Raw genomic sequence first — 23,514 nt, forward strand, 5'->3', positions numbered from 1 at the left:
CCGCGGCATACCGCTGCTCGGTGCCCCCACGCCACGTGTGGCAGATGGCCAGCGCGAGCGCGTCGGCAGCGTCGGCGGGTTTGGGGCGCTGCTTGAGCTTCAGGATCCGGGTGACCATCGAGGTGACCTGCGCCTTGCCGGCCCGACCGTCGCCGGTGACCGCCGCCTTGACCTCGGTCGGCGTGTGGAAGGCGACGGGGATCTCGCGTTTGGCGGCGATGAGCAGGGCGATGGCCGTGGCGTGCGCCGTCGTCATGACGGAGGCGACATTGACGTCGGCGAAGACGCGTTCGATGGCGATCACGTCGGGGTCGAAGCGGTCCACCCAGGCGTTGAGTTCCTTCTCGAGGAAGACCAGCCGCTCACCGGGGTCACCGTCGCTCGGGGTGCGCACCACGCCGACGGCCACGAGGCAGGCCTTGCCGGGCTTGCCGTCGACCACGCCCAGACCGCATCGGGTCAGGCCGGGGTCGACTCCGAGGACACGCACGCTGCACCTGCTTCCCGTCTAGCGAACATCTGTTCGGAAGATCAGGCTACCCACGGATGCGCGAAGGGCCCGGCAGCAACACGCGCCGGGCCCTTCCGTGTCGTGACGAGGTCAGTCCTCTTCGAGCTCCGCGAGCACCTCGTCGGAGATGTCGCCATTGGCGTAGACGTTCTGGACGTCGTCGGAGTCCTCGAGGGCGTCGACGACGCGGATCATCTTGCGGGCGCCTTCGAGGTCGAGCGGGACCTGGAGGTTGGGGACCCAGGAGGCCTCGGCGGAGTCGAAGTCGATCCCGGCGTCCTGGAGGGCGGTGCGCACGGCGATGACGTCGGAGGCCTCCGAGACGATCTCCCAGGTGTCGCCGTTGTCGTTGACCTCCTCCGCCCCGGCATCGAGGACGACCTCGAGAATGTCGTCCTCCGACTTCTCGCCCTTGGGGATGATGACGACGCCCTTGCGGTTGAAGATGTAGGCGACGGAGCCAGGGTCGGCCAGGTTGCCGCCGTTTCGGGTCAAGGCGGTGCGCACCTCGGCGGCGGCGCGGTTGCGGTTGTCCGTGAGGCACTCGATGAGCAGGGCGACACCGCCGGGGGCGTAGCCCTCGTAGGTGATGTTCTGCCAGTCGGCGCCGCCGGCCTCGGCGCCGGAGCCGCGCTTGACGGCGCGCTCGATGTTGTCATTGGGCACCGAGGACTTCTTGGCCTTGTAGATGGCGTCCCACAGCGTCGGGTTGCCGTCCGGGTCCCCGCCGCCGGTCTTCGCCGCGACCTCGATGTTCTTGATCAGCTTGGCGAACAGCTTGCCGCGCTTGGCGTCGATGGCGGCCTTCTTGTGCTTCGTGGTCGCCCATTTGGAGTGGCCGGACATGCATGGTCCTTCAGTGGTCGATGGCGGTTCGGACTGAGGGTCGATCCTACCTGCGCCCGCCCTGTGCCCACGGGCGCCGACCACAAGGGCCCCGTCAGCTGTGCCCGGTCAGGGAGAGCGCACCAGGTCGACGAAGTAGCGGTGGATGCGGTGGTCGCCGGTGACCTCGGGGTGGAAGGAGGTGGCCAGCAGTGGGCCCTGCCGGACCGCGACGATCCGGCCGGTCGCCGGGCCGGTCTCGACGCGGGCGAGGATCTGAACCTCGGGTCCGACAGCCTCGACCCACGGCGCCCGGATGAAGACGGCGCGCAGCGGCTGGGGGCCGAGTACGCGGATGTGGAGGTCCTCCTCGAACGAATCGACCTGGCGGCCGAATGCGTTGCGGCGCACCGTGATATCCAGACCACCCAGGGTCTGCTGGTCGAGTCGGCCGCCCTCGATCCGGTCGGCGAGCATGATCATGCCCGCGCACGAGCCGTATGCCGCCATCCCCGCGCGCAGCCGCTCGCGCAGCGGCTCGTGCATCCCGAAGGCGCGCACCAGCTTGTCGATGACCGTGGACTCGCCGCCGGGGATGACCAGGGCGTCGATGACGTCGACCTCGGCGGGTCGGCGCACTCGGATGGCTGTGGCACCGCTGGCTTCCAGGGCGTGCAGGTGCTCCCGGACATCCCCTTGGACGGCCAGGACACCGATGGTCGGGTCAGCCATCGGCGCGGTCGGCGCCCTCGGCGGGGACCTGCGCGGCCATACCCGCAATGAAGGTGTCGACACCGAACGCGAAGCGTTCGTCACCGCCGCCGCTCATCAGGCTCGTCAGGTTGGGCGTCATCGCGGGGTACTGCTTCGCCGGGAGCGCCGCCAGCCGCTCGGCGAACTGCTGGAAGTACTCCTGCCCGACCTCCGCGGTGGGCCGGCCGGATCTGTCCTCGAAGATCCGGCCCATGATCCAGCCCTCGTAGGCGTCGGCAGCGACATACAACGAGAGGACATCGAGGCCCCACGTCGCGACGCGCGGGGGCACGTGCGCAGCCTGCAGCGCGCCGAGAATGCGCTCCATGATGTCGACGAACTTCGGTCCCTCGGCGATGGTGCCGAAGGTCAGGCGGACGATATCGCCATGTGCTACAAAGGTATTGTGCGTGCCGAAGGCCCACGAGCGCACCAACTCCTGCCATGTCTCCCCCGTGGGCATCGGCACTTCCGAGACGACGCGGCGCAAGCAGTGGGCGAGCAGGTCGTCCTTGTTCGCGACGTGGGCGTAGAGGCTGGCCGGGCCGGTGTCGAACTCGCCGGCGATGCGCCGCATGGACACTTCGTCGATGCCCTCGCGGTCGATGATCCGCATGGCCTCGTCGACGATCGCCTCGAGGCTGAGGACCCCCCGCGCGCGGCCCCGGGCGGCAGGGCGAAGGGTCGGCGGCATGCGGTGAGTCTAGGGCGGTGAGTCTAAGGCGGTGAGTCTAAGGCGGGCCGCGGCGGCGCGCCCTGCCGTCCACCCCCGATGACCGACCGCATTGATCGCCCTTAGCAACGAACACCGTTCGCCAGGACTCCTGCGATGACCACCACACAACCCGGGGCGAGATCGTCGGCTTTCTCGCCCTCGCCGAGCCCGACCACCTCAATCACCTCGATCTGATTCGGGAGCACACCGGCCGAGGCCTCGGCGCCCGCCTCTTGGCCCTGGCCAAGGAGCGCCTCCCCGGCGGTATGCAGCTGTGGGCCTTCCAGTCGAACACCGCAGCGATCCGCTTCTACGAGAGGCATGGATTCCTGCAGGTGCGCTGGACCGACGGCGACAACGACGAGGGCGAGCCGGACGTGTTCATGGAGTGGCCGGGGGCGTCCGTACGCCGCTGACCCGGACGGACTGACTGGGTTGCCCCGAACTGAGGCGGTTGGCTCGAACTCCCTCGAATATTTGTGACTCAGTTCGGGCTTTCGGCGAGAGTTCGCGTCTTCTCAGGCAGTTCGAGAAGGGCCGCGGCGGCGAGTCGAAAGCGGCCGACGACGAGGACGGCCAGATCCGGGGCCCTCAGGAAGTCACCACCCGCGCTCGGCCATTCACCACCCGCGCTCGGCCAGCCGGTGCGGCTGCGGGATCTCCTCGACGTTGATGCCGACCATGGCCTCGCCCAGGCCACGCGAGACCTTGGCGATGACGTCGGGGTCGTCATAGAAGGTCGTCGCCTGCACGATGGCCTCGGCCCGCCGCGCCGGGTTCCCCGACTTGAAGATGCCCGATCCGACGAAGACGCCCTCGGCGCCCAGCTGCATCATCATCGCGGCGTCCGCCGGAGTGGCGATGCCGCCGGCGGTGAAGAGGACCACCGGCAACTTGCCCGCCTCGGCAACCTCGCGCACCAGGTCATAGGGCGCCTGCAACTCCTTGGCGGCGACGAACAGTTCATCGGGAGGCAGGTTCTGCAGCCGCCGGATCTCCTGACGGATCTGCCGCATGTGGGTCGTGGCATTGGAGACATCGCCCGTGCCGGCCTCACCCTTGGACCGGATCATCGCCGCCCCCTCGGTGATCCGCCGCAGCGCCTCGCCCAAATTCGTTGCGCCACAGACGAAGGGGACGGTGAAGGCCCACTTGTCGATGTGGTTGGCGTAGTCGGCCGGAGTGAGCACCTCGGACTCGTCGATGTAGTCGACGCCGAGCGCCTGCAGCACCTGCGCCTCGACGAAGTGCCCGATCCGGGCCTTGGCCATCACCGGGATCGAGACCGCCGCGATGATTCCGTCGATCATGTCCGGATCGCTCATCCGCGACACTCCCCCCTGGGCGCGGATGTCGGCAGGCACCCGCTCGAGCGCCATCACGGCGACCGCGCCGGCGTCTTCGGCGATCTTGGCCTGGTCGGGGGTGACGACGTCCATGATGACGCCCCCCTTGAGCATCTCGGCCATGCCGCGCTTGACGCGGGCCGTGCCGGTGGTGGGCGCCGGTGTGGGGTCGGACATGGGTGCCTCTTCGGTGTCGTCAGGGTCGGGTATGCCGCGCGGGCGGCGCCGCGAGTCTATGTCGCCTTTTCGCAGTGGGAGGGAGGTTGGACAAAGCGCCTAGCGATCGCCCGGCACGGTGTCGGCGAACTCGACCGGCCGGGGCAGTTCGGCGTAGCCGGCCAGCCGGAACCAGCGCACGACCCGTTTGTTGCGCACGCGCTGCACGTCCCGGACCGCCTGGTTGTGGAAGGAGCCGGTCGAGTTCGTCCGCGGCCGGCCCGTCACTGGCCTCGATGTGCGCCCGGACATCCTCGGTGAGGGTGGCCGCGAGCGCCTCGGTCAGGTCGGTCTCGACGTCCTCCCGGTCGCCGAAGTGCTGCCCGTCGAGCGGGTCGTCCGGCAGCGCGTGCGAGGTTTCCCGTTCCAAGGCCTCCGAGGCGGCCGAGGCGAGCAACAAGGCCGACGCCGGGTCCAGGACACCGCTGTTGGCCAGCTCGAGGCTGGCCTCGGCCCGGCGCACCAGGTTGGCGTCCAAGGCGGACAGGGCGCCTTCCACCTTGGCGTGCGCGCGGTCGAGCCGCGCGGCGCTGTAGGAGAGATACCAGGCGATGCCGAGGACGATGGCCAGCGCCAGGACGATCCACGTGATCAGTTCCACCAGGCCTCCTGCCGGCTTGCGATGCGATTGCTCAGCGGCTCCATGCCCGGCTCCTGATCCCCATCGGCGTCACCGTGTCATAGACCGCAAGGATGTCCTCGGCGACGACCGACCAGTCGAAGTGGGGAGCCGCACCCGCTCGGCGTCGTCGCCGAGCAGGCGGACGATCTGCCCCGCGAGCGCGGTCGTGTTCTCGTTGGCGAAGGAGGCGCCCGCCTCGTCCCCGAGCACGCGCAGGAAGGCCGGCAGGTCACTGGCCAGCACTGGCGCCCCCGCCGCCATCGCCTCGACCAGAATGATGCCGAAGCTCTCCCCGCCGGTGTTGGGCGCGACATACAGGTCGATGGAGTGCAGGAACGAGGCCTTGTCGGCATTCGACAGGGCCCCGAGGAACTCCGTGGCCGCGGCCACGGCCGGTGTCATCTCGGCCCGCGCCTCGTCGGCGTCGCCGGGCCCTGCCACGAGCAGCCGCGCCTGCGGGATCGCGTGCAGCACCGGATCCATCGCCTGCGCCAGCACCCTCAGGCCCTTGCGGGGCTCGTCGAGGCGCCCCAAGAACCCGACCGTCGGCGCGTCCGGTCGCCCGCACCACTGCGGGGTGACCCTCGCCTTCGCGAACACCCCGACATCCACACCGTTCGGGATGACCACGGCGTCGCCGCCGATGTGCCGGATGACGGTGCGGCGGGCCTCCTCGGAGACGGCGATCCGGCCGTTGATCTTCTCCAGGGACGGCCGCAGCAGCGGGTAGGCGGCGCTCATCGCCCGCGAGCGCAGTGTGGACGTGTGGAAGGTCGCGACGATCGGCCCGTCGAAGGCGCGCAGCGCCAGCACGGAGGCGCTGGGCGTCATGGGTTCGTGGATGTGGACGACATCGAAGTTGCCCGCGTCGAGCCACCGGTTCACCCGCGCCGCCGTCACCGGCCCGAACGTCAGCCGGGCCACGGATCCGTTGTAGCGCACCGGAACCGCCCGCCCACAGCTGGTGAAGTAGTCGGGCAGGTGGGCGTCCTCGTCGGCCGGCGCGATGACCGACGCGTGGTGGCCGTGCGCGCCCAGCCACTCGGCCAGATCCCGCACGTGGAACTGCACGCCGCCGGCCACATCGAAGCTGTAGGGGCAGACCAGGCCGACGCGCATCAGCGGCGTCCGTCCAGGTCGTCGGCGAAGACCCGCTGGAGCATGTGCCAGTCGGCGGTATGCCGCCTGATCACCCCACCGAGCACGTCGGCGCAGCCTTGGGTCATGGCCGCCGTCTTCTCCCGCGTGGTGCCGCTCGCCGGCACCGGGATCTCGTCGTGGAAGGTGACGAGGATGCCCCAGCCCCCGTCGCGCCGCTCGTGGCGGATCGAGACCGGGTGCAGCGCGGAGCCGGTCGCGAGCGCCAGGGCCGCCGGGCCGACCGCCATCCTGGCCTGGTGTCCGCAGAAGTCGACGCTCATCCCTCCGCCGGTCAGGTCCCGGTCGGCCAGTAGCGGCACGACGACCGGACCCCTGGTCTCCTGCCGCAGCCGCGGGAAGGTGTCGGCGCCGAGCGGGATGATGCGCATCCCGAGTGACTCCCTGAAGGCGAGGAACTCCCGGAACACGGCCTCGGGTTCGAGCTGCTCGGCCACCGTGACCACGGTCCCCAGTTCGGCGCAACACCAGGCTCCTGCCAGGTCCCAGTTGCCCATGTGGCCGAGGAAGGCGACCACGGGCCGGCCGGCGGCCAGCCGGGTCCGCACCGGCCCGTCCCCGCGGACGCGCACCCGCGCCGCGACCTGCTCCGCCGTGAGCGTGGGCAGCCGGAACGCCTCGCAGTAGTAGCGCATGTAGGCGCGCATCCCCTCGCGCACCAGGGCGTCGAGCTCGCGCGGACCCAGCTCGGGCCGCACGCGGGCGTAGTTGGAGCGCAGACGCTGCACACCCTTGCCGCCGCGTCGCACCAGCGCGTCGGCGACCTGGTCGAACAAGCGGTATGCCGCGCCCTCGGGCAGGGCGCGCACCCCGGCCCAGCCGAGGCGGTAGCCGGCGATCGTCACCTCGTCGCCGGCCCGGGCGCCCAGCCGCCTGGGGTCCAGCGCCCGCGGGATCACGATTCGACGGCGGCCAGCGCCTGGACCCGCACCGCCCACATCCGCTGGATGACGGTGATGAGGCTGGCGAACGCGAGCAACGCGAGCACGACCCCGAGCAGCACCTCGGGCACTCCCAGACCGACGAGGAACGTCGAAACCAACACGGCCACAAGACGTTCGGCGCGTTCGGCGATTCCGACATTCGCGGTCATACCAAGCCCTTCGGCGCGGGCGCGGGCGTAGGAGACCACGCTGCCGAGGATCAGGCAGGCGAGCGCGAGCCCGGCCATGACGACGTTGTTGCCGTCGCCGGCGTACCAGAGCACCAGGCCGCCGAAGATCGCCGCATCGCCCATGCGGTCCAGGGTCGAGTCGAGGTAGGCGCCCCACTTGCCGGACCGGCCGGACATCCGGGCCATCACGCCGTCGATGGTGTCGGAGAAGACGAAGGCGGTCACGACGAGCGTGCCGATGAGGAACTCGCCACGCGGAAAGAACGCCAGGGCCCCGAAGCACACACCGAGAGTCCCGACGATCGTGACGATGTCGGGACTGATGCCGAGTGACAGGAACAGTTTGGCCACCGGGGTGAAGACCTTCGTGAAGAAGGCCCTGGCATATCGATTGAGCATGGTGGCACCAGGGTAGATGACCCGCCGCGCCACGCCCGTGCATCACGGTGCTGCGGGGCCCTCGGCGCGCCGTGCGACGATACGCGGTATGCGGGTGGGTGCGGAGCGGCTGCGTCCCGCGGGACTGGCGTGGCGCGCGGTGGTGGGGATCATCGTGACGACGCTGGTGGTCCTCGGCACCGCCGTCGGCAAGGACGAGTGGTGGCCCTTCGCCCCGATGTCGCAGTATGCGTTCCTCGTCAAGAGCGACGGCGTCATCAACTCCCCCTTCATGGAGGCACGCACGGCCGATGGCGGCCTGGTCCGGGTTCCGTTGAGCGGCACCGGCATCGGGCTGGAGCGCTCGGAGATGGAGGGTCAGCTGCCGCGGTTGATCCGGGAGCCGTCGCTGATGCAGGCGATCGCCATCCTGCATGCCCGCCGCAGCCCGGACGAGCCGAGGTACACCGAGATCTTCCTCCGCAACCGGCAAACCGCTCTCGATGCGGCCCGGACGCAGAAGATCATCGACCTGGCTTCGTGGGTGGTCGAGAACCCGGCGGACCCCCAAGACTGGTCGGGCCGGCCATGACGGCTCTGCGGCGCTTCGCCTTCGGCCCGGTCAGCCTCGCGCGGATCGCCTGGCTGCGTCTGGTGATCTATCTGTATGTCGTGTGGGACGTCCTGATGGTCGTCACGGACCCGATCGCGCACGGGCAGGTCCCGGTGGAGCTCTATCACCCGGTGTGGGCGCGCGAGTGGCTCGGTTTTCCGGCGCCGAGCCCGGTGTATGTGCAGGTCTTGAGGGTCGTCATCCTGGCGTCGGCGCTTGTGGCGGCCAGCGGCCGGCTGCCCCGGGTCGCCGGCGCGGTGTGTGCGGTCGGGATGTTCGACTGGATCACGAATGCGTTCTCCTACAGCAAGATCGACCACGACCACTATGCGTTGATGATCGCCCTGCTGGTGTTGCCGACGGTCCGGCGGGCGCGCTTCGGCGATGTCGGGGTGATGTCCGAGGCCGCCAGCTGGGCGGTGCGGATGATCCAGGTCTCTGCGGTGTCGATCTACTTCCTCAGCGCGTGGGCCAAGATGCGGTTCGGCACGTGGGGGTGGGCCAACGGGTCGACGCTGATCTGGGCCCTGACCCGCCGGCCCAACGGGCTGGCCCCGTGGATCGGGTCGCACCCGACCCTGACGCACGTGCTGCAGTGGATCATGCTCGTCGCGGAGTTCCTCTCCCCCGCCCTGCTCTGGCTGCGCGGCCGAGCCCTGGCGGCGGGACTGCTGTTCTTCCTCAGCTTCCACGCCACGACCTACTACTTGCTGCGCATCCACTTCCTGCCGCTCGTGGTGTGCCTGACGGCGTTCATGCCGATGGAGCGGATCCCGGCGTGGTGGGCCAGGCGGCGGCGAGTTGACTCCGCACATCCTCCAGCAGTGCCGGCAGCGCCTTGGTCCGGGCGATGATCGGGAAGAAGTTGGCATCGCCGCCCCACCGGGGCACCACATGCTGGTGGAGGTGGGCAGCGACGCCCGCCCCGGCGACGGCGCCCTGATTCATGCCGATATTGAACCCATGCGGAGCCGAAGCGGACTCCAGCACGGCGACGGCCGCCTTCGTGAGGGCGGTGAACTCGACCGTCTCGCTCTCGGTGAGGTCGACATAGAGGGACACGTGGCGGTAGGGGCACACGAGGACGTGCCCGGGGTTGTAGGGGAAGAGGTTCATGACGACGAAGCACTCCACGCCCCGGTGGACGATCAGCCCGTCCTGGTCGGATCGATCCGGGCCGGCGCAGAAGGGGCAGCCCTCGCCGCCGTCCTCGGCTGGGCGTTCGCCTCGGATGTAGGCCATCCGGTGCGGGGTCCACAGTCGCTCGAACCCGTCCGCGGACCCGGCGAACTCGCCCGCCGCCTCCACCAGGACCTCCTCGGGGAGCGGTGCCCCGATGTCCGCCTCAGCCATGTCTCGATCCTACGGGCGAGAGGGGGGTGGGCGACCGGCGCCGCATGCGCTTAGGGTGGGGGCGGCGCCGCGTCCCACGGCGCCGTTCCCAGGTCGCTACGCACTGACTCAAAGGGGCCGACGTGCCGCAACTCCCCCAGGACTTCCTGTTCGGTGTCGCCACCGCCGCATACCAGATCGAAGGTGCGGTGACCGAGGACGGACGCGGCCGCAGCGTCTGGGACGACTTCTGCGACCGGCCCGGTGCCATCGTCGACGGCAGTTCCGGGGCGAGCGCCTGCGACAGCTACCACCTGTACAAGGAGGACGTCGACCTGATGGCGGGCCTCGGGATCGACGCCTACCGGTTCTCGATCTCCTGGCCCCGGATCCAGCCGGACGGGTTCGGCGCGGTCAACCAGGCGGGCCTGGACTACTACGACCGGCTCGTCGACGCGTTGCTGGCCCGCGGCATACGGCCCGCGGCGACCCTCTTCCACTGGGACCTGCCCTCGCCGTTGGAGGCCGAAGGCGGTTGGCTGCAGCGTGAGACGGCGGAGGCTTTCGCCGACTACGCCCGCATCGTCGCCGAGCGCCTCGCCGACCGGGTCGCCATGTGGACGCCGGTCAACGAGCCGAATATCGTGACCAGCCTTGGCTATTCGACGGGGATGCACGCCCCGGGACGCACCCTCGGGCTGTATGCCCTGCCCGCCGCCCATCACCTGCTGCTCGGCCACGGCCTCGCGGTCGGCGCCTTGCGGGCCGCCGGCGCGAAGTCGGTGGGGTGCGCCCAGAACCACACCGTGGTCTGGCCGACCTCGCAGGAGGAGAGCGATGTCGCGGCCGCGGACCTGTTCGACACGATCGTCAACCGCATGTATGCCGAGCCGATCCTGCACGGCACCTATCCCGACGGCATCGCCCAGATGATGCCGGGGCCGGTCGAACACGACGTGAAGATCATCGGCGCCCCCCTGGACTTCTACGGCTTCAACTATTACAACCCGACCCTCGTCGGGTCCCCGCACGCGGGGGAGCGGATCGGTGCCGAGATTGCTGTCGACCTGCCGTTCTCGCGGCACGAGATCCAGGGTTATCCGATGACCGATTTCGGGTGGCCGGTCGTGCCGGAGGGCCTGCTCGCGGTGATGCGTCAGTTGCGTGAGCGGTATGGCGATCGGCTGCCGCCGCTCTTCGTGACCGAAAACGGCTGCGCCTACAACACCGGCCCGGACGACAAGGGAGTCGTCATGGACACCGAGCGGGTCACCTTCTACGACGGGCACCTGGCGGCGGTGTCGCAGGCGATCGCGGAGGGTATCGACGTCCGCGGCTACTTCGCCTGGTCGCTGATGGATAACTTCGAGTGGGCCGAAGGCTTCACCAAGCGATTCGGCCTGGTCTACACCGATTTCGAGACACAGCAACGGATTCCGAAGCTGTCCTACGACTGGTATGCCGACCTGATCCGCCGGACCAAGGCGGGCTGACCGCGGCGGACCTGACCGCCGGGGCCGCGCCGTCGACCGGCCCGGAGGCCAGAGACCGGACTGTTACCGTGACCCGGTGAAGGCAACCACGAGGGAGGCGAAGGGCCCGGACGGGCGGAGTACGCGTTGGGAGTCGCATCGCGTCATCCGGCGGGCGGAGTTGTTGCAGTCGTCCATCGCCGCGATCCGGGCGCAGGGCCCGAATCTGGGTATGGACGAGTTCGCGGCGGTTGCGGGGACGTCCAAGACCGTGCTCTATCGGCATTTCACCGATCGCGCCGGGCTGCACCAGGCTGTGGCCGAGGCGATCGAGGCGATGATCGCCGAGTCCGTCGGGCAGGCCCTGCTCCTCGGCGACGCCCGGCCCACACCACGATCGGTGGTGGCCGCCGCGGTGCGCGCCTATGTCGCGCTGGTGGAGTCGGAGCCGAACCTGTACGACTTCCTCTTCCGGGCGCCGCTGCTCGAGAGCCCGGCCGGCCGGCCCGATCTCGCCCAGGCGAAGGTGACGCTCGACCTTGCCGGCCGGGTCCGGGTGCTTCTGGATCAGAACGCGACCACCACCTATCCGAACGGAACCACGCAGTTGTGGGCCGAGGCGCTGCTCGGGCTGGTGCGCACGGGCGTCGACGTCTGGAAGCGGGGCGATCGCGCGCTCTCCGCGGAGCAGGTCACCGAACTCCTGACCGAACTCGCCTGGCACGGCGCCTCGACGGCGTTCCACACCAAGGGGCCGCGTCCCGTGTAGCGACGGCGGGTCCCGGTGTGGGGTGCGCCGACTCCGTCGCGTCGAGGGCGGCCTCGTCGTAGGTGCCACACGACCAGGTCCACCACGACAACGAGTCCCGAACCGATCGCCGTGCCCTCTCCCAGCCGGCGGGCGATGCGCTCGTAGCTCGCACCGGCCAGGTAGCCGATCAGGACCACGGGGGTCCCCCACGTGATGCCGCCGACGGCATTCCATGTGAGAAAACGGGCATACGGCATCCGGCACGAGCCGGCGAGAGTCGGCATCAGCGCTCGAAGGAATGCCGTCCACCGGCCGGCGAACACGGCCAGGCCACCACGGGTGCGGAGGAACTCTTGGGCGCGTTCGACGCGTCCGGCGTGCGCGCGCAGCCGCCGCTGACCGAACACCCGCGTCAGCAACTCGCGAATGGCTCCATTGTGAGGAGCGGGCTGGGAGAACCCTGAGCTTGTCTGTCGGTCGACGTGGGTGGATGTGAAGGGACTCGAACCCCTGACCTCTCGCGTGTGAAGCGAACGCTCTAACCAACTGAGCTACACATCCGGGCGCCGAAGCGGCCTGCTGAGGATACCCGCCGGCGCGGGCGTTGCGGAAATCGGTTCGGGTCAGAGGCCGGCGAAGGTGTGCAACCAGTCCTCGGCGGCGTCGGGCATGAAGCTCGGGACGCCGGAGAGGCGGAAGAGCACCCAGAAGAACGTCAGGACGGCGGCCAGGGTGACGAGGGCGGCGAGCCCCTGCACCCAGAGGGACTGGCCCTTGACCCAGACGTTCCAGGCCCGGACCTTATCGCGCACCCAGTCCAGCAGGGCCTGCGCCCACTCGAACTCGCTCGCCCACACGGCCAGGCCGGCGAAGACGATCAGCCAGCCCGGGCCGGGCAGCGGCACCAGCGCCAGGCCGCCGGCGACGATGATCAGGCCGAGGAGCCCGACGCCGAGCCGGTAGAGCTTGGCCGTCGCGGGGTTGGCGCGGAGCTTGCGCCGCCACTCCCAGTCGTCGTCGTTCTTGTCGAGGAAGATGTTGCCGTCGTGGCGGGCGATCTCGTTGCGGTCCAAGGATTCTTGCGTCATCTCCGGTTCCCCCCTCTGGTCTTGGCCGGTCACGGATCGACCTCCGCCGCCGAGCGTTCGGCGAAGATCGCCATCGCCGTGCGGGTGACCCGGCCGGGCGCGGCGAGCCGGTGGTCGTCGATCCGCTCGATCGGATAGACATCGCGCAGGCTGGAGGTCACGAAGACCTCCTCGCACGTGCGCAACACGCCGAGCGGCATGGCGTCCTCGAAGACCTCCATCCCGGCCTCGCGGCACCACTCGATCGTCAGCTCCCGGGTGATCCCGGCCAGGCAGCCCGACGACAGCGGCGGGGTGTGCAGCCGGCCGGCCACGACGACGAAGATGTTGGTGGCGGTGCCTTCGCACAGTTCGCCGCGGGTGTTGGCGAAGATCGCCTCGCTGGCCCCGCGCTCGTGGGCGAAGGCGAGAGCCACGACGTTCTCGGCGTATGACGTCGTCTTCAGTCCCGCGACCGCGGACCGTTCGTTGCGGGTCCACGGGGTGACGGCGAGGGTGCCGGGCGGGTGCGGCGGGGCCTGCGGGCCGGCCGTCACGACATACGTCAGCGGCGAGTCCTCCCGGTCGCTGCCGAGCGGCCCCCGCCCCGCGGTCACGGTGAACCGCAGCCGTCCGAAGGCGATGGGCCCGCCCGAGCCGAGCACGGCCGCGATGCCCTCGTCGATGCGGTCGAAGTCGATGTCCGCGAGCCCGAGACCGTTGGCGCTGCGGGCCATTCGCGCCTTGTGCCGGCTCAGGGCGAAGACGCGTCCGTCGAGGATCTTGCAGGTCTCGAAGATGCCGTCACCGACCGTGATCCCGTGGTCGACCGCCGAGATCGCGGGCGCGGCAGGGTCGTGCAACGCACCGTTGACCCAGGCCCGAATCACGGTGCTCATGGTGCCACGGCTCCCGAAGCCAGTCCGATCAGCCGGCGGGCCTTCAACTGCGTTTCCTCCCATTCGGCCTCCGGATCCGAGGCCCACGTGATCCCGGCCCCGGCACCGAAGTGCAGCACGCGGCGCCCCTGCTCCTCGCTCGCCCAGAACGTCCGGATGCCCACGGCGAGTTCCGCCTCACCCGTGTCGGCGTCGATCCAGCCGATCGCACCGCAATACGGCCCGCGCACCACCGGCTCCAGGTCGGCGATCGTGGCCACCGCCGACGACTTCGGCGCCCCGGAGACCGACCCGGGTGGGAACGTGGCGTCGAGGATGTCGCGCCAGGAGACATCCGGGAGCAGCCGCCCGGCGACATTCGTCACGAGGTGCACCAGGCCAGGATGATTCTCCATGGCGCACAGGTCCTCGACGGCGACGGTGCCCACGCGGCATACCTGCTGCAGGTCGTTGCGCACCAGGTCGGCGATCATGACGTTCTCGGCATAGTCCTTGGGCAGCATCTCCTCCGGGGTGCGCGAGGTGCCCTTGATCGGTGAGGAGACCAGCCGCTCCCCGTCCCGCCGCAGGTAGCGCTCCGGCGAGGCGCACACGATGTCGACACCGAACTCGGGCGCGTGGATGAGCGCTTCGTAGGGCGCCGGATTGCCCTTGCGGAGCAGACGCGCCAGTGCGGGCAGGTAGGCGTCCGCGGGCAGGTCGTGGCTGAGTACGCGGCAGAGGTTGACCTGGTAGACGGTGCCGGCGGCGATCCGCTCGCGGATCTCGCGCACCCCCGCCGTGTATGCAGCCCGGTCCATGCTCGTGCGCCACGTCCCGTCGAGCGGCTGCCAGCCGCGATAACCGGGCGGGCGCGTCATCGTCCGCCGACCCCGGTGGGCGAAACGCACCGCGGTGAGGGTCGACTCGAAGTCGACGACCACGGCCCAGAACCCCTCCGTCAGCTCGACGATGTCGTCGCTGACCGCGAGGGGTTCGTATGCCGTCATCGCGCCGAAGCGTGCCCAGGCCACGGCGCGATCCTATGGGCGCGTGATCCCGGCGGCGCGCCTTCCCGCTCGGGGCGCGCCGCCCGCCTACCGTGGGGAGGGCGCCCACGCTGCCCACCGCCCACGAAGGATCGCCTGATGTTCGAGACAATCCTCGGTCTGCCGCTGCACCCGTTGGTGGTCCATGCCGTCGTCGTGCTCGGCCCGCTCGCCGCGCTGCTGCTGGTTGCGTATGCCGCCGTCCCCCGCTGGCGGGTGGGGCTGCGCATCCCCGTGCTGGGGCTGGCGCTGATCGCTGCGGGGAGCGCGTTCGTCGCGGATCAGGCCGGTGAGGCGCTCATGACTGTCCGGGGCGAGCCGGGCTTCGACCATGCCGAGAAAGGTGAGCTCGCGTTCATCTCGCTGCTGGTGCTGTTCCTCGCGACCATCGCGGTGACCGTGATGGCCAAGCCGTTGCCGGCGGCCACGAACATCGTGCTGCCCCTGGTCATCGCCGTCGCCGCAGCCGGCTTCGCGCTCTTCGCGGTCACCCAGGCGGGGCACTCGGGGGCCCACTCGGTCTGGCAGGGCACCTTCTCCCTCGGAGTGATCGGCCGGTGACCCGGCGCCGCTCCCCGCTCGCCGCCGCCCTTGCCGTGGCGGTCCTCGCCGGGTGCTCCGCAACGGCGGGCACGGGGCGCACGTCGGCCGGTGCCTCGCCGGCCGGGGCGAACAGCGTGGCTCCCCCGGCCAAGGACGTCGTCCTCGCGTTCGGGGGCGACATCCACTTCGAGAGCTACCTGGCGAAGCTGGCGCGCGACCCGGCCGGACTGGCCGCCCTGCAGAAGTTGTGGGCCGACGCCGACTTCCGGATGGCCAATCTCGAGACGGCGATCACCGAGGGCGGCACGCGGGTGGTCAAGGCGTTCAACTTCCGGGCGCCGGCGTCGGCGCTGACGACCCTGGCCGGGGCCGGGATGAGCGCCATGTCGCTGGCCAACAACCACGGCGTCGACTACGGACTCGACGGTCTCGCCGACACCCTTGCGGCGCGCGCGAATTCGCCGTTCCCGATCGTGGGGATCGGCGCCGACGAGGCCGACGCGTTCGCGCCGAAGATCGTGGACGTCTCAGGGCTGAAGATCGCCCTGCTCGGCGCGAGTCAGGTCAACGAGGAGACCCTCGCCCAGTTCTCCGCCGGGCCCGGCAAGCCGGGCATCGCCAGCAGTATGCCGCCCACTCGCCTCGTCGATGCCGTCGCCCGGGTGCGCGCCCAGGCCGATGTCGTGGTGGTGTTCATGCACTGGGGCATGGACTACACCGATTGCCCCGACCAGCGATCCATCGACACCTCCAACGCCCTCGCCAGTGCCGGTGCCGACATCGTCGTCGGCGGTCACAGTCACCGCATCAACGGCGCCGGCTGGTTGGGCAAGTCCTATATCGCCTACGGGCTCGGCAACTTCGTGTGGTGGCGCGCCACCGAACCCGACTCGCGCACCGGCATCCTGCGCCTGACGGTCGACCCCGCCCTGGCGAAACAGCCTGCAGCCCAACGCAAGACCACCGTCGTCGTCGACGCCACCTGGCAGCCGCTGCTCATCGGCCGCGACGGCATACCAGCCACTCCCCCGCCTGCCGACCACGACCGCCTCATGGACGTCTGGGTCGCCGCCGGCCGCTGCAGCGGCCTCACCCCCACCCCCTGACCCCCGTCGAGTGAACACCGAAACCGCGTCGAGTGAACATGCGGTCAATTTGGTCGAGTAGGTTGGCAGTATGCTCGCCGTCGCCGCCGTCACCCAATCCACCGACGATCCCCTGTCCGGCCTGCACGTCGGTGATATTGACGAACCGCCGGTCCCCGAGGACTGGGTGAGCATCGACGTCGTGACGTGCGCGCTGAACCACCACGACCTGTGGTCGCTGAAAGGTGTTGGGCTGCCGGGCGATCGGCTCCCGATGATCCTCGGCTGCGACGCGGCCGGCCAGGCGCCGGACGGGGCCGAGGTGCTGGTCTACCCGGTGATCTCGAGTCCCGGATTCCAGGGGGACGTCACCAACGACCCGCGCCGCTCGCTCCTGTCGGAGGTCTATCCCGGCACCCTTGCCGAGCGGGTCCGCGTGCCGGCCGGCAATCTCGTGCCCAAGCCCGAGGGGCTGAGCTGGGAGCAGGCGGCGTGCTTGCCGACGGCGTGGCTCACGGCATACCGGATGCTCTTCACCAACGCCGCCGTGCACCCCGGCGACACGGTGCTCGTGCAAGGCGCCGGCGGCGGAGTCGCGACGGCCGCGATCCAGCTCGCGGCAGCAGCGGGGTTGCGCGTCTGGGCGACCTCGCGCGATGCGGCCAAGCGTGACCTGGCGAAAGAGCTCGGCGCGACGGAGACGTTCGAATCCGGTGCCCGACTGCCCGATCGCGTCGATGCCGTGATGGAAACCGTCGGCGCGGCGACGTGGTCGCACTCGGTCAACTCGCTACGCCCCGGCGGCACCATCGTCATCTCCGGTGCCACGTCCGGCGATGCCCCCGCTAAGGCCGAACTGACCAAGATCTTCTTCAAGCAGCTGCGGGTGATCGGCTCGACGATGGGCACGCGCGACGAACTGGCGCGCCTCGCGCGCTTCGTCGCGGACAAGGGCATCGAACCGCAGATCGACTCGGTGCTGCCGCTGGCGCAGGCCCGCACCGGCTTCGAACGCATGGCCGCCGGCGATGTCGGCGGCAAGATCGTCTTCCGCGTGTAGCCGCCGCCGGCTCAACGACGCCGCGGGTCTGACGGGCCCTGCCAGGGGCAGCAACCCTAGGTGGAGTACGACCTATGCGCACGCCGCGAATGACGCAAGCGACGCAGCGGGTGCTGGACGGTTTCCTGCGAGAGGAGGCCGCCGAGCGGCGCGGCTACGAGATCGGTGCCGAGGCGGGGTTGCCGAGCGGCACGGTGCATCCGATCCTGGCTCGTCTCGAAGCGATCGGCAAGGTTCCTCGAGCGGCCCCAATGACGGCGTCATGATGGCGTTCACGGGGACCGGCTGGCGCTGAGCACCACGACGCGATCCCGTCACGGCGCACGGCAATCCCGGATCGATGCGGTCGGGCGGACTAGGTTGACCTCAACGCGTTGCCGAACCGGCGGTAGCGTCCCGATCGGAGGACCCATGTCTGACAAGACCATTCGTGCTGGGATCGACCGGCGTCATCTGCTCACCCTCGGGGGCGGTATGGCCGTGGCAGGGGCGCTCGCCGCGTGCGGCGGCAACACCGGCCGTAGCTCGTCCACCAGCGCCGCAGGGTCGGGGTCGGGATCGGGTTCGGCATCGGGCGGGGGCGCGAAAGTCACTCTGCAGCAGTGGTATCACCAATACGGCGAGGCCGGCACCCAACAGGCCGTCGAAGGCTATGCCAAGGCCTACACGGCCGCCGACGTCAAGGTGACCTGGAAGCCGGGCGACTACGACCAGACGACCGCCGCCTCGCTGCTGACCGCGGGCGGACCGGACGTCTTCGAATACGGCAACGGTCCGACGATCGACATGATCAAGGGCGGGCAGGTCGTCGACCTGAGCGGTCTGCTCGGCGACGCTGAGTCCGACTTCAACCCCGCGATGGTCAAGCGCATGACCTACGACGGCAAACTGTGGGCGATCCCGCAGGTCGTCGACATGCAGCTGCTCGTCTATCGGAAGTCGTTGCTGGAGAAGGCCGGTGTGACGCCGCCGGAGACCATCGATGACCTCATGGCGGCCGCGAAGAAGCTCACCAGCGGCGACGTCAAGGGCCTCTTCCTCGGCAACGACGGCGGCGTCGGGCTCATGGGCGCACCCATGCTCTTCTCCGCTGGTGCGGACTATCTCAACGAGGACGGTTCGTTCGGGTTCGACTCCGACGGGGCGGCGGCCGCCCTGGGCAAGCTACGGGAGCTGTTCACCAGCGACAGCCTGCTCCTGGGTGCGCCGAAGGACTGGTATGACGCGTCGGCGCTCACCAGCGGACTGACGGCCATGCAGTTCACTGGTTTGTGGACCTTCCCCGACCTGACCAAGGGGCTGGCGGACGACTACGGCTGCATCCCGTGGCCGGCCATGCCGGGCGGCGCCAAGTCCGTCGTCGTCGGCGCCTATGGCTCGTGCGTCTCGGCGAAGTCGACGAATGTCGACGCGGCCAAGGAGTTCGTCAAGTGGCTGTGGGTCGACCAGACCGACAAGCAACTCGACTTCGCGACCGCATACGGCTTCCACATCCCGGCGCGGGCCTCGCTCGTTCCACAGGCCAAGACCCTGCAGTCCGGCCCGGCGAAGGACGCCGCGGCATACGCTCAGGAGTTCGGCCACGCACAGAGCAGCGTGCTCTGGACTCCCAAGTGCGCCACCGCTTTTGGCGACATGATGAGCAAGATCGTCAAGGACGGCGCCGACGTCAAGGCCGAGATCGCCAAGGTCAAGGCGGTGGCCGAGGCCGAGGTCAAGCGCGTCCTGGGCTAGTCCATGACGACGACGCCCGCCAACGTCGAAGTCTCCGCCGCGGCGGCCGCCCCCACGCGGCCGCCGCTCGGGGCGCGCCTGCGAGGCCGGCAGAACCAGAACCTCTGGTTCTGGGTGTTCGTCGGCCCCTTCGTCCTCGGGCTGATCATCTTCATCTACATCCCGATCCTCTGGAGCATCTACCTCAGCTTCTTCGAGTCCTACAACACCGTCACCCCGACCAAGTTCGTAGGCATCGGCAACTACCTCGACATGCTGAAGGACGAGTCGTTCCGCTCCAGCCTCGGAACCTTCATCGTCTTCGCACTCTTCATCGTGCCGACCACCTTCGCGCTGTCGCTGCTGACCGCGATCCTCGTCGCGCGCACCCGGGTGATGCAGGCGTTCTTCCGGTCCGTCTTCTTCCTGCCGACGGCGTGCTCGTATGTCGTGGCGGCCCTGATCTGGAAGATGTCGATCTTCTCGGGTGTGCGCTCGGGCGCGGCCAACGCGCTGCTCGGGTTGATCGGTCTGGACTCGATCCCGTGGCTGTCGGTGACCAAGCCGCCGTGGTACTGGCTGGTGATCGTCTCTGCTCGGCTGTGGCTGCAGGTCGGGTTCTACATGATCCTGTTTCTCGCTGCGCTGCAACGGATCTCACCCACGCTGTATGAGGCGGCAGCCATCGATGGCGCCAGCGCCTGGCAATCCTTCCGCTACATCACGTTGCCCCAACTGCGGCCGACGTCGGCGGCTGTCCTGCTGTTGTTACTGATCAACGCCTTCCAGGCGTTCGACGAGTTCTACAACATCCTCAGCTCGTTCGGCACCTATCCGCCGTATGCCCGCCCGCCCCTGGTCTATCTCTATTACGTCGCGCTCGGGCAAGGGCAGGACTTCGGTCACGGCAGCGCCGGGGCTGTCATCCTTACCCTGGTCATCCTCATCGCGGCGCTCGTGTTCAACAGGTTCTTCAGCTTCCGAGGTGACGACTGATGGCTGTCGTCAACACCTCGCGCAGCGCCAAAATCGGCTCCCTGCTTCGCTATTCGGCGCTCATTCTGGCGGCGGCGCTCTTCCTCGCCCCCTTCTACCTCCTTTTCCGCAATGCGTTGATGTCGGAGGCGGACCTCGGCTCGCCGAGGTGGCACTGGCTGCCGCCGACGTGGGAGTGGGGCAACTTCAGCGCCATCTTCAACGACCCCGCTCTGCCGATGACGCGTAGCCTGGTCAACTCGATCCTCATCTCGATCTTCCAGACCCTCGGCGTGTTGATCATTTCGGGACTCGCTGGCTACGGCCTGGCACGCATCCCCTACCGGTGGTCCAACGCCGTCTTCTATCTGATCACCGCGACCCTCCTCATACCAGCCGCGGTGACATTCGTGCCGAGCTTCGTGCTCGTCTCCTCCCTCGGCTGGATCTCGACCCTGCGGGGCCTGATCATCCCTGGACTCTTCCAGGCGCTGGCGACCTTCCTCTTCCGTCAGTTCTTCCTGAGTTTTCCCAAGGAGATCGAGGAGGCGGCCTTCCTCGACGGCCTCGGCTATTGGGGGACGTTCTGGCGGGTCGTGGTGCCCAACTCGATGGGGTTCGCCGCGGCCATCGGCACGATCACCTTCATCGGTGCCTGGAACGCCTTCCTCTGGCCGCTGGTCATCGGGCGCGAGCAGACGACCTGGACCGTCCAGATCGCCCTGTCGACCTTCCTCACCGCCCAATCGGTCAATCTCAGCCAGCTTTTCGCCGCCGCCCTGGTCGCCATCGCGCCACTGCTGCTGATGTTCCTCTTCCTGCAGCGCTGGATCGTCGAAGGCGTCGAACGCACCGGCATGGGCGGCGACTGACCGGGCCGCTTCGTGGGGTGGCCTAGGCGAGTCCCTCGACATCCGCGCGGCGGGCGATGGTGGCGGTGGCGCGCCGGCAGGCGGTCTCGTGCTCGGCGGGGACGATGTCGTCGAGAAATCCGAAGCGCCGCACCACCGAGGCCTCGTATGCCGTTCCGGCGCTCCGCTGGCGGGCGCACCGCCACCAGTCGGCGATGTCCCCCCATCCGGGAGCGGCCAGGGAACCGCCGAACTGTTGGATCGCCAGCGCAGAACAGAGACTGGCGAAGTTCAGCCGGTCCCGCAGGGGCCACTCGGCAAGCGTGCCGAGGGTCAACGCGGCACCGAAGACATCACCGGCACCGGTCGGGTCGAGTGCCTCGACGCGTAACGCCGGAACTGTCGCCTCCTCGCCCGTGAGCGCATCGATCCCCAGCGCCCCGTCGACGCCATTGGTCACCACTGCCAAGGGCACCCGATCCGCCAATGCATAGAGCGCATCCTGCGCAGTGCCGGTGCGCGTGTAGGCCATCGCCTCCCCCGCATTGGGGAAGAAAGCGTGCGCGAGTTCGAGCCGGTCGAGGATGCGTTGGTCCCATCGCTCGCTCGAGTCCCACCCGACGTCGGCGAAGACACGCGCCCCGCTGGCTCTGGCCAGCTGCACCCATGCCGGTACCTCTCCGTCCTCGCTCTCGGCGAGATCGATCATCACGACGTTCGATCTCGGCGGTTCCCCGATCAACTCCGCCGGAGAGAGCGGCGCCGGGTGGCCGTGCGTGACCATCATCCGGTCGCGGGCCACCGACATCGACACCGTGACCGGGCTGTGCCAATCCGCGAATCTGCGGGAGTGCGAGAGGTCGATGTTCTCACCGGACTCCATTGTGCGCCAACAGAATTCGCCATAGTCATCGTCGGAGAACGCGGCAGCCAAGGCGGTCCGCAGGCCCAGCCGGCGAGCGGCGATGGCGAGATTGGCGATGCCACCGGGGCAGGACGCCATACCTTCGGCCCACTCCTCGGTGCCCGGCTGCGGCAGATTCGCGATGCCCGTGAAGATGATGTCGAGGAAGACCATGCCGCTGACGAACAGGTCGACCTCGGGGCCGTCGGCCGTCCGTCGGGCGGCGAGCGGGTCGAAGCGAGCGCACGGCACGGCATACCTCCTTTCTGGCGCAACGCCCTACAGCCTGCCCTGCCCGCGGGCCCGGCTCAAGGCGCCACGACGAGATCGGCGATAGTTGCCCCATGAAGCTCGCGATTCTCGGCGGCGGCGGCTTTCGCGTGCCCCTGGTCTATCAGGCGCTGCTGCGTGACACCGGTCCGGCGCGCATCACCGAGGTGGCGCTGTATGACGCGCACCCGGCGCGGATGGACGTCATCGCCTCGGTCCTGGCGTCGCTGAGCTCCACAACCGCCGGCGAGCCGGCGCCGGTGGTCACCACCCACACGGATATCCGCCCCGCCCTGGACGGCGTCGACTTCGTCTTCGCGGCCATCCGGGTCGGCGGACCGGCCGGCCGTGTCACCGACGAACGAGTGGCCATTCGGCACGGTGTCCTCGGTCAGGAGACAACCGGAGCCGGCGGCATCGCCTACGGCCTGCGAACCATTCCGATCATGCGGCACATTGCCGAAACGGTTGCGGCACAAGCACCTCAGGCATGGCTGGTCAACTTCACCAACCCGGCGGGCATGATCACCGAAGCCCTGACCCCCATTCTCGGTGACCAGGTCATCGGCATCTGCGACTCGCCGCTCGGCCTGGCCCGCCGCGTCGCCCGGGCCACCGGCCACCGGATTGAGGAGTGCCGCATCGACTACGCCGGGCTGAACCACCTGGGTTGGCTGCAGGGCCTGACTGTCGGCGCGGACGACCTGCTGGCGCGCTTCCTCGCCGACGGGGCGGCAATCGCCGGCACCGAAGAGGGGCAGGTCTTCGGGGCCGACTGGATCCGCGGGCTGGGCGCGGTGCCCAACGAGTACCTCCACTATTACTACGCCCGCCGCGAAGCCGTCGCCGAGCAGCGCGCTCTCCGGCACGTCACGCGCGGGGAGTTCCTCGCCCGGCAGCAGAGTGCCTTCTACGAACAGGCGGGGGGCGCGCGGCATACCGCCCGCGAAGCGTGGGAATCCGTTCTCGCCGAACGCAATGCGACCTACATGGCGTCCGCTCGCGCCGGCGGTGAGGAGCGGCACGAGGAGGATCTCGTCAGCGGAGGGTATGAGGGGGTGGCCCTCGCGCTGATGCGCGCCCTCGCCGGGGCCGGCGACGCCGAGCTGATCCTCAACGTGCGCGCGGGCGCGCAACTCGCCTTGCCTGCCGATGCGGTGGTCGAGGTGCCGAGTCGCGTCACGCGGGGGCTGGTCACGCCCCTGCCGACCAGCCCGCTGGCCCTGCACATGTCCGGGCTGGTGCAGCAGGTCAAGGCGGGGGGGAGCGGTTGACCATCGAGGCCGCGACCACCGGCAACCCGGATGCGGCGG

27 protein-coding genes, 1 tRNA gene and 1 pseudogene are annotated in these 23,514 nt (G+C 69.4%); 13 read left to right on the forward strand and 16 right to left on the reverse strand.

Annotated elements, in window-relative coordinates; genetic code table 11:
* From ruvC to BN11_RS19550, 4 genes are all read right to left on the reverse strand, one after another.
* Nucleotides 1-490, reverse strand: a 490-nt coding sequence (ruvC, locus tag BN11_RS19535; protein ID WP_083433900.1) for a crossover junction endodeoxyribonuclease RuvC, incomplete at its 3' end; no start/stop codon positions are given.
* 111 nt (nucleotides 491-601) lie between these two features.
* On the reverse strand, nucleotides 602-1,357 hold the full coding sequence (locus BN11_RS19540; protein WP_048700055.1) for a YebC/PmpR family DNA-binding transcriptional regulator: 756 nt from the start codon (nucleotides 1,355-1,357) through the stop codon (nucleotides 602-604).
* A gap of 108 nt (nucleotides 1,358-1,465) precedes the next feature.
* Nucleotides 1,466-2,068, reverse strand: coding sequence for a pyridoxal 5'-phosphate synthase glutaminase subunit PdxT (pdxT, locus tag BN11_RS19545; protein WP_048700058.1), 603 nt, complete (start codon nucleotides 2,066-2,068; stop codon nucleotides 1,466-1,468).
* Nucleotides 2,061-2,783: a TetR/AcrR family transcriptional regulator gene (locus BN11_RS19550; RefSeq protein WP_048700060.1), complete on the reverse strand. Its 723-nt coding sequence runs from the start codon at nucleotides 2,781-2,783 to the stop codon at nucleotides 2,061-2,063. The genes pdxT and BN11_RS19550 overlap by 8 nt, the downstream gene beginning before the upstream one ends.
* 161 nt (nucleotides 2,784-2,944) lie before the next feature.
* On the opposite strand from BN11_RS19550, the gene BN11_RS22145 reads away from it, so the two are divergent.
* Nucleotides 2,945-3,220: a GNAT family N-acetyltransferase gene (locus BN11_RS22145; RefSeq protein ID WP_083433901.1), complete on the forward strand. Its 276-nt coding sequence runs from the start codon at nucleotides 2,945-2,947 to the stop codon at nucleotides 3,218-3,220.
* A 204-nt stretch (nucleotides 3,221-3,424) separates the two neighbouring features.
* Here BN11_RS22145 and pdxS read toward each other — a convergent pair whose 3' ends face one another.
* The 5 genes from pdxS to pgsA form a co-directional block, all read right to left on the reverse strand.
* On the reverse strand, nucleotides 3,425-4,327 hold the full coding sequence (gene pdxS, locus BN11_RS19560) for a pyridoxal 5'-phosphate synthase lyase subunit PdxS (protein ID WP_048700062.1): 903 nt from the start codon (nucleotides 4,325-4,327) through the stop codon (nucleotides 3,425-3,427).
* A 19-nt stretch (nucleotides 4,328-4,346) separates the two neighbouring features.
* Complete coding sequence (locus tag BN11_RS19565; RefSeq protein ID WP_235435558.1) at nucleotides 4,347-4,967, reverse strand: hypothetical protein; 621 nt, start codon at nucleotides 4,965-4,967, stop codon at nucleotides 4,347-4,349.
* Nucleotides 4,968-5,036: 69 nt separating this feature from the next.
* Nucleotides 5,037-6,107: a glycosyltransferase family 4 protein gene (locus BN11_RS19570; RefSeq protein WP_327152884.1), complete on the reverse strand. Its 1,071-nt coding sequence runs from the start codon at nucleotides 6,105-6,107 to the stop codon at nucleotides 5,037-5,039.
* Nucleotides 6,107-7,045: a phosphatidylinositol mannoside acyltransferase gene (locus BN11_RS19575; RefSeq protein WP_235435559.1), complete on the reverse strand. Its 939-nt coding sequence runs from the start codon at nucleotides 7,043-7,045 to the stop codon at nucleotides 6,107-6,109. Before BN11_RS19575 ends, BN11_RS19570 begins: the two co-directional genes overlap by 1 nt.
* Nucleotides 7,042-7,659 carry a phosphatidylinositol phosphate synthase gene (gene pgsA / locus BN11_RS19580; RefSeq protein ID WP_048702034.1) on the reverse strand — a complete coding sequence of 206 codons (618 nt, stop codon included), beginning with the start codon at nucleotides 7,657-7,659 and terminating at the stop codon, nucleotides 7,042-7,044. The genes BN11_RS19575 and pgsA overlap by 4 nt, the downstream gene beginning before the upstream one ends.
* 88 nt (nucleotides 7,660-7,747) lie before the next feature.
* Between pgsA and BN11_RS19585 the strand changes: the two genes are divergently transcribed.
* Both BN11_RS19585 and BN11_RS19590 read left to right on the forward strand, forming a co-directional pair.
* Nucleotides 7,748-8,230: a hypothetical protein gene (locus BN11_RS19585; protein ID WP_048700064.1), complete on the forward strand. Its 483-nt coding sequence runs from the start codon at nucleotides 7,748-7,750 to the stop codon at nucleotides 8,228-8,230.
* On the forward strand, nucleotides 8,227-9,105 hold the full coding sequence (locus BN11_RS19590) for a hypothetical protein (RefSeq protein WP_048700066.1): 879 nt from the start codon (nucleotides 8,227-8,229) through the stop codon (nucleotides 9,103-9,105). Before BN11_RS19585 ends, BN11_RS19590 begins: the two co-directional genes overlap by 4 nt.
* Here the strand turns inward: BN11_RS19590 and BN11_RS19595 are convergent.
* Nucleotides 9,005-9,604: an HIT family protein gene (locus BN11_RS19595; RefSeq protein WP_048700068.1), complete on the reverse strand. Its 600-nt coding sequence runs from the start codon at nucleotides 9,602-9,604 to the stop codon at nucleotides 9,005-9,007. The two genes, BN11_RS19590 and BN11_RS19595, sit on opposite strands and share 101 nt — an antisense overlap.
* A gap of 122 nt (nucleotides 9,605-9,726) precedes the next feature.
* Here BN11_RS19595 and BN11_RS19600 point away from each other — a divergent pair, with 122 nt between their 5' ends.
* Complete coding sequence (locus tag BN11_RS19600) at nucleotides 9,727-11,076, forward strand: GH1 family beta-glucosidase (protein ID WP_048700070.1); 1,350 nt, start codon at nucleotides 9,727-9,729, stop codon at nucleotides 11,074-11,076.
* A 76-nt stretch (nucleotides 11,077-11,152) separates the two neighbouring features.
* Nucleotides 11,153-11,824 carry a TetR/AcrR family transcriptional regulator gene (locus BN11_RS25470; protein ID WP_157044292.1) on the forward strand — a complete coding sequence of 224 codons (672 nt, stop codon included), beginning with the start codon at nucleotides 11,153-11,155 and terminating at the stop codon, nucleotides 11,822-11,824.
* A gap of 170 nt (nucleotides 11,825-11,994) precedes the next feature.
* Here BN11_RS25470 and BN11_RS25475 read toward each other — a convergent pair.
* The 5 genes and pseudogenes from BN11_RS25475 to BN11_RS19625 form a co-directional block, all read right to left on the reverse strand.
* Nucleotides 11,995-12,213, reverse strand: a pseudogene (locus BN11_RS25475) (DedA family protein); the annotation flags it as partial.
* A gap of 80 nt (nucleotides 12,214-12,293) precedes the next feature.
* Nucleotides 12,294-12,367: transfer RNA gene (locus tag BN11_RS19610), tRNA-Val, on the reverse strand.
* A 62-nt stretch (nucleotides 12,368-12,429) separates the two neighbouring features.
* Complete coding sequence (locus tag BN11_RS19615) at nucleotides 12,430-12,894, reverse strand: TIGR02611 family protein (RefSeq protein WP_048702036.1); 465 nt, start codon at nucleotides 12,892-12,894, stop codon at nucleotides 12,430-12,432.
* Nucleotides 12,895-12,923: 29 nt separating this feature from the next.
* Nucleotides 12,924-13,772, reverse strand: coding sequence for an aminotransferase class IV (locus BN11_RS19620; RefSeq protein WP_201329317.1), 849 nt, complete (start codon nucleotides 13,770-13,772; stop codon nucleotides 12,924-12,926).
* On the reverse strand, nucleotides 13,769-14,785 hold the full coding sequence (locus BN11_RS19625) for a chorismate-binding protein (RefSeq protein WP_235435560.1): 1,017 nt from the start codon (nucleotides 14,783-14,785) through the stop codon (nucleotides 13,769-13,771). Before BN11_RS19625 ends, BN11_RS19620 begins: the two co-directional genes overlap by 4 nt.
* Before the next feature lie 114 nt (nucleotides 14,786-14,899).
* Between BN11_RS19625 and BN11_RS21455 the strand changes: the two genes are divergently transcribed.
* From BN11_RS21455 to BN11_RS19660, 7 genes are all read left to right on the forward strand, one after another.
* The gene (locus tag BN11_RS21455) at nucleotides 14,900-15,361 is read left to right on the forward strand and encodes a DUF2231 domain-containing protein (RefSeq protein ID WP_053084194.1); all 462 of its coding nucleotides are present in this window, start codon (nucleotides 14,900-14,902) and stop codon (nucleotides 15,359-15,361) included.
* Nucleotides 15,358-16,449, forward strand: coding sequence for a CapA family protein (locus BN11_RS19635; protein WP_053084195.1), 1,092 nt, complete (start codon nucleotides 15,358-15,360; stop codon nucleotides 16,447-16,449). The genes BN11_RS21455 and BN11_RS19635 overlap by 4 nt, the downstream gene beginning before the upstream one ends.
* A gap of 70 nt (nucleotides 16,450-16,519) precedes the next feature.
* The gene (locus BN11_RS19640; RefSeq protein WP_048700074.1) at nucleotides 16,520-17,488 is read left to right on the forward strand and encodes a zinc-binding dehydrogenase; all 969 of its coding nucleotides are present in this window, start codon (nucleotides 16,520-16,522) and stop codon (nucleotides 17,486-17,488) included.
* Between the two features lie 74 nt (nucleotides 17,489-17,562).
* A complete protein-coding gene (locus BN11_RS23195; protein ID WP_157044293.1) occupies nucleotides 17,563-17,754 on the forward strand; it encodes a LexA family transcriptional regulator in 192 nt (63 codons plus the stop codon).
* Nucleotides 17,755-17,899: 145 nt separating this feature from the next.
* Nucleotides 17,900-19,222 carry an ABC transporter substrate-binding protein gene (locus BN11_RS19650; protein ID WP_048700076.1) on the forward strand — a complete coding sequence of 441 codons (1,323 nt, stop codon included), beginning with the start codon at nucleotides 17,900-17,902 and terminating at the stop codon, nucleotides 19,220-19,222.
* A gap of 3 nt (nucleotides 19,223-19,225) precedes the next feature.
* Nucleotides 19,226-20,197: a carbohydrate ABC transporter permease gene (locus tag BN11_RS19655; RefSeq protein ID WP_048700078.1), complete on the forward strand. Its 972-nt coding sequence runs from the start codon at nucleotides 19,226-19,228 to the stop codon at nucleotides 20,195-20,197.
* A complete protein-coding gene (locus tag BN11_RS19660) occupies nucleotides 20,197-21,048 on the forward strand; it encodes a carbohydrate ABC transporter permease (RefSeq protein WP_048700080.1) in 852 nt (283 codons plus the stop codon). The genes BN11_RS19655 and BN11_RS19660 overlap by 1 nt, the downstream gene beginning before the upstream one ends.
* 22 nt (nucleotides 21,049-21,070) lie before the next feature.
* Here BN11_RS19660 and BN11_RS19665 read toward each other — a convergent pair whose 3' ends face one another.
* Nucleotides 21,071-22,183, reverse strand: coding sequence for a carbohydrate kinase family protein (locus tag BN11_RS19665; protein ID WP_048700082.1), 1,113 nt, complete (start codon nucleotides 22,181-22,183; stop codon nucleotides 21,071-21,073).
* A 92-nt stretch (nucleotides 22,184-22,275) separates the two neighbouring features.
* On the opposite strand from BN11_RS19665, the gene BN11_RS19670 reads away from it, so the two are divergent.
* Nucleotides 22,276-23,475 (forward strand): family 4 glycosyl hydrolase, encoded by a 1,200-nt coding sequence (locus tag BN11_RS19670; protein WP_053084196.1) that lies wholly within the window; start codon nucleotides 22,276-22,278, stop codon nucleotides 23,473-23,475.
* The last annotated feature ends 39 nt before the right edge of the window (nucleotides 23,476-23,514 follow it).

It is taken from the genome of Nostocoides australiense Ben110 (genome assembly GCF_001050535.1).
GTDB lineage: Bacteria > Actinomycetota > Actinomycetes > Actinomycetales > Dermatophilaceae > Nostocoides_A > Nostocoides_A australiense.

Excerpts from the sequence above, each read along its gene's own strand:
- BN11_RS19540 (WP_048700055.1), bottom strand. The coding sequence starts at position 1,357 with ATGTCCGGCCACTCCAAATGGGCGACCACGAAGCACAAGAAGGCCGCC.
- pdxT (WP_048700058.1), bottom strand. The coding sequence starts at position 2,068 with ATGGCTGACCCGACCATCGGTGTCCTGGCCGTCCAAGGGGATGTCCGG.
- BN11_RS19550 (WP_048700060.1), bottom strand. The coding sequence starts at position 2,783 with ATGCCGCCGACCCTTCGCCCTGCCGCCCGGGGCCGCGCGCGGGGGGTC.
- pdxS (WP_048700062.1), bottom strand. The coding sequence starts at position 4,327 with ATGTCCGACCCCACACCGGCGCCCACCACCGGCACGGCCCGCGTCAAG.
- BN11_RS19570 (WP_327152884.1), bottom strand. The coding sequence starts at position 6,107 with ATGCGCGTCGGCCTGGTCTGCCCCTACAGCTTCGATGTGGCCGGCGGC.
- pgsA (WP_048702034.1), bottom strand. The coding sequence starts at position 7,659 with ATGCTCAATCGATATGCCAGGGCCTTCTTCACGAAGGTCTTCACCCCG.
- BN11_RS19585 (WP_048700064.1), top strand. The coding sequence starts at position 7,748 with ATGCGGGTGGGTGCGGAGCGGCTGCGTCCCGCGGGACTGGCGTGGCGC.
- BN11_RS19590 (WP_048700066.1), top strand. The coding sequence starts at position 8,227 with ATGACGGCTCTGCGGCGCTTCGCCTTCGGCCCGGTCAGCCTCGCGCGG.
- BN11_RS19595 (WP_048700068.1), bottom strand. The coding sequence starts at position 9,604 with ATGGCTGAGGCGGACATCGGGGCACCGCTCCCCGAGGAGGTCCTGGTG.
- BN11_RS19615 (WP_048702036.1), bottom strand. The coding sequence starts at position 12,894 with ATGACGCAAGAATCCTTGGACCGCAACGAGATCGCCCGCCACGACGGC.
- BN11_RS19620 (WP_201329317.1), bottom strand. The coding sequence starts at position 13,772 with ATGAGCACCGTGATTCGGGCCTGGGTCAACGGTGCGTTGCACGACCCT.
- BN11_RS21455 (WP_053084194.1), top strand. The coding sequence starts at position 14,900 with ATGTTCGAGACAATCCTCGGTCTGCCGCTGCACCCGTTGGTGGTCCAT.
- BN11_RS19640 (WP_048700074.1), top strand. The coding sequence starts at position 16,520 with ATGCTCGCCGTCGCCGCCGTCACCCAATCCACCGACGATCCCCTGTCC.
- BN11_RS23195 (WP_157044293.1), top strand. The coding sequence starts at position 17,563 with ATGCGCACGCCGCGAATGACGCAAGCGACGCAGCGGGTGCTGGACGGT.
- BN11_RS19650 (WP_048700076.1), top strand. The coding sequence starts at position 17,900 with ATGTCTGACAAGACCATTCGTGCTGGGATCGACCGGCGTCATCTGCTC.
- BN11_RS19655 (WP_048700078.1), top strand. The coding sequence starts at position 19,226 with ATGACGACGACGCCCGCCAACGTCGAAGTCTCCGCCGCGGCGGCCGCC.
- BN11_RS19660 (WP_048700080.1), top strand. The coding sequence starts at position 20,197 with ATGGCTGTCGTCAACACCTCGCGCAGCGCCAAAATCGGCTCCCTGCTT.
- BN11_RS19670 (WP_053084196.1), top strand. The coding sequence starts at position 22,276 with ATGAAGCTCGCGATTCTCGGCGGCGGCGGCTTTCGCGTGCCCCTGGTC.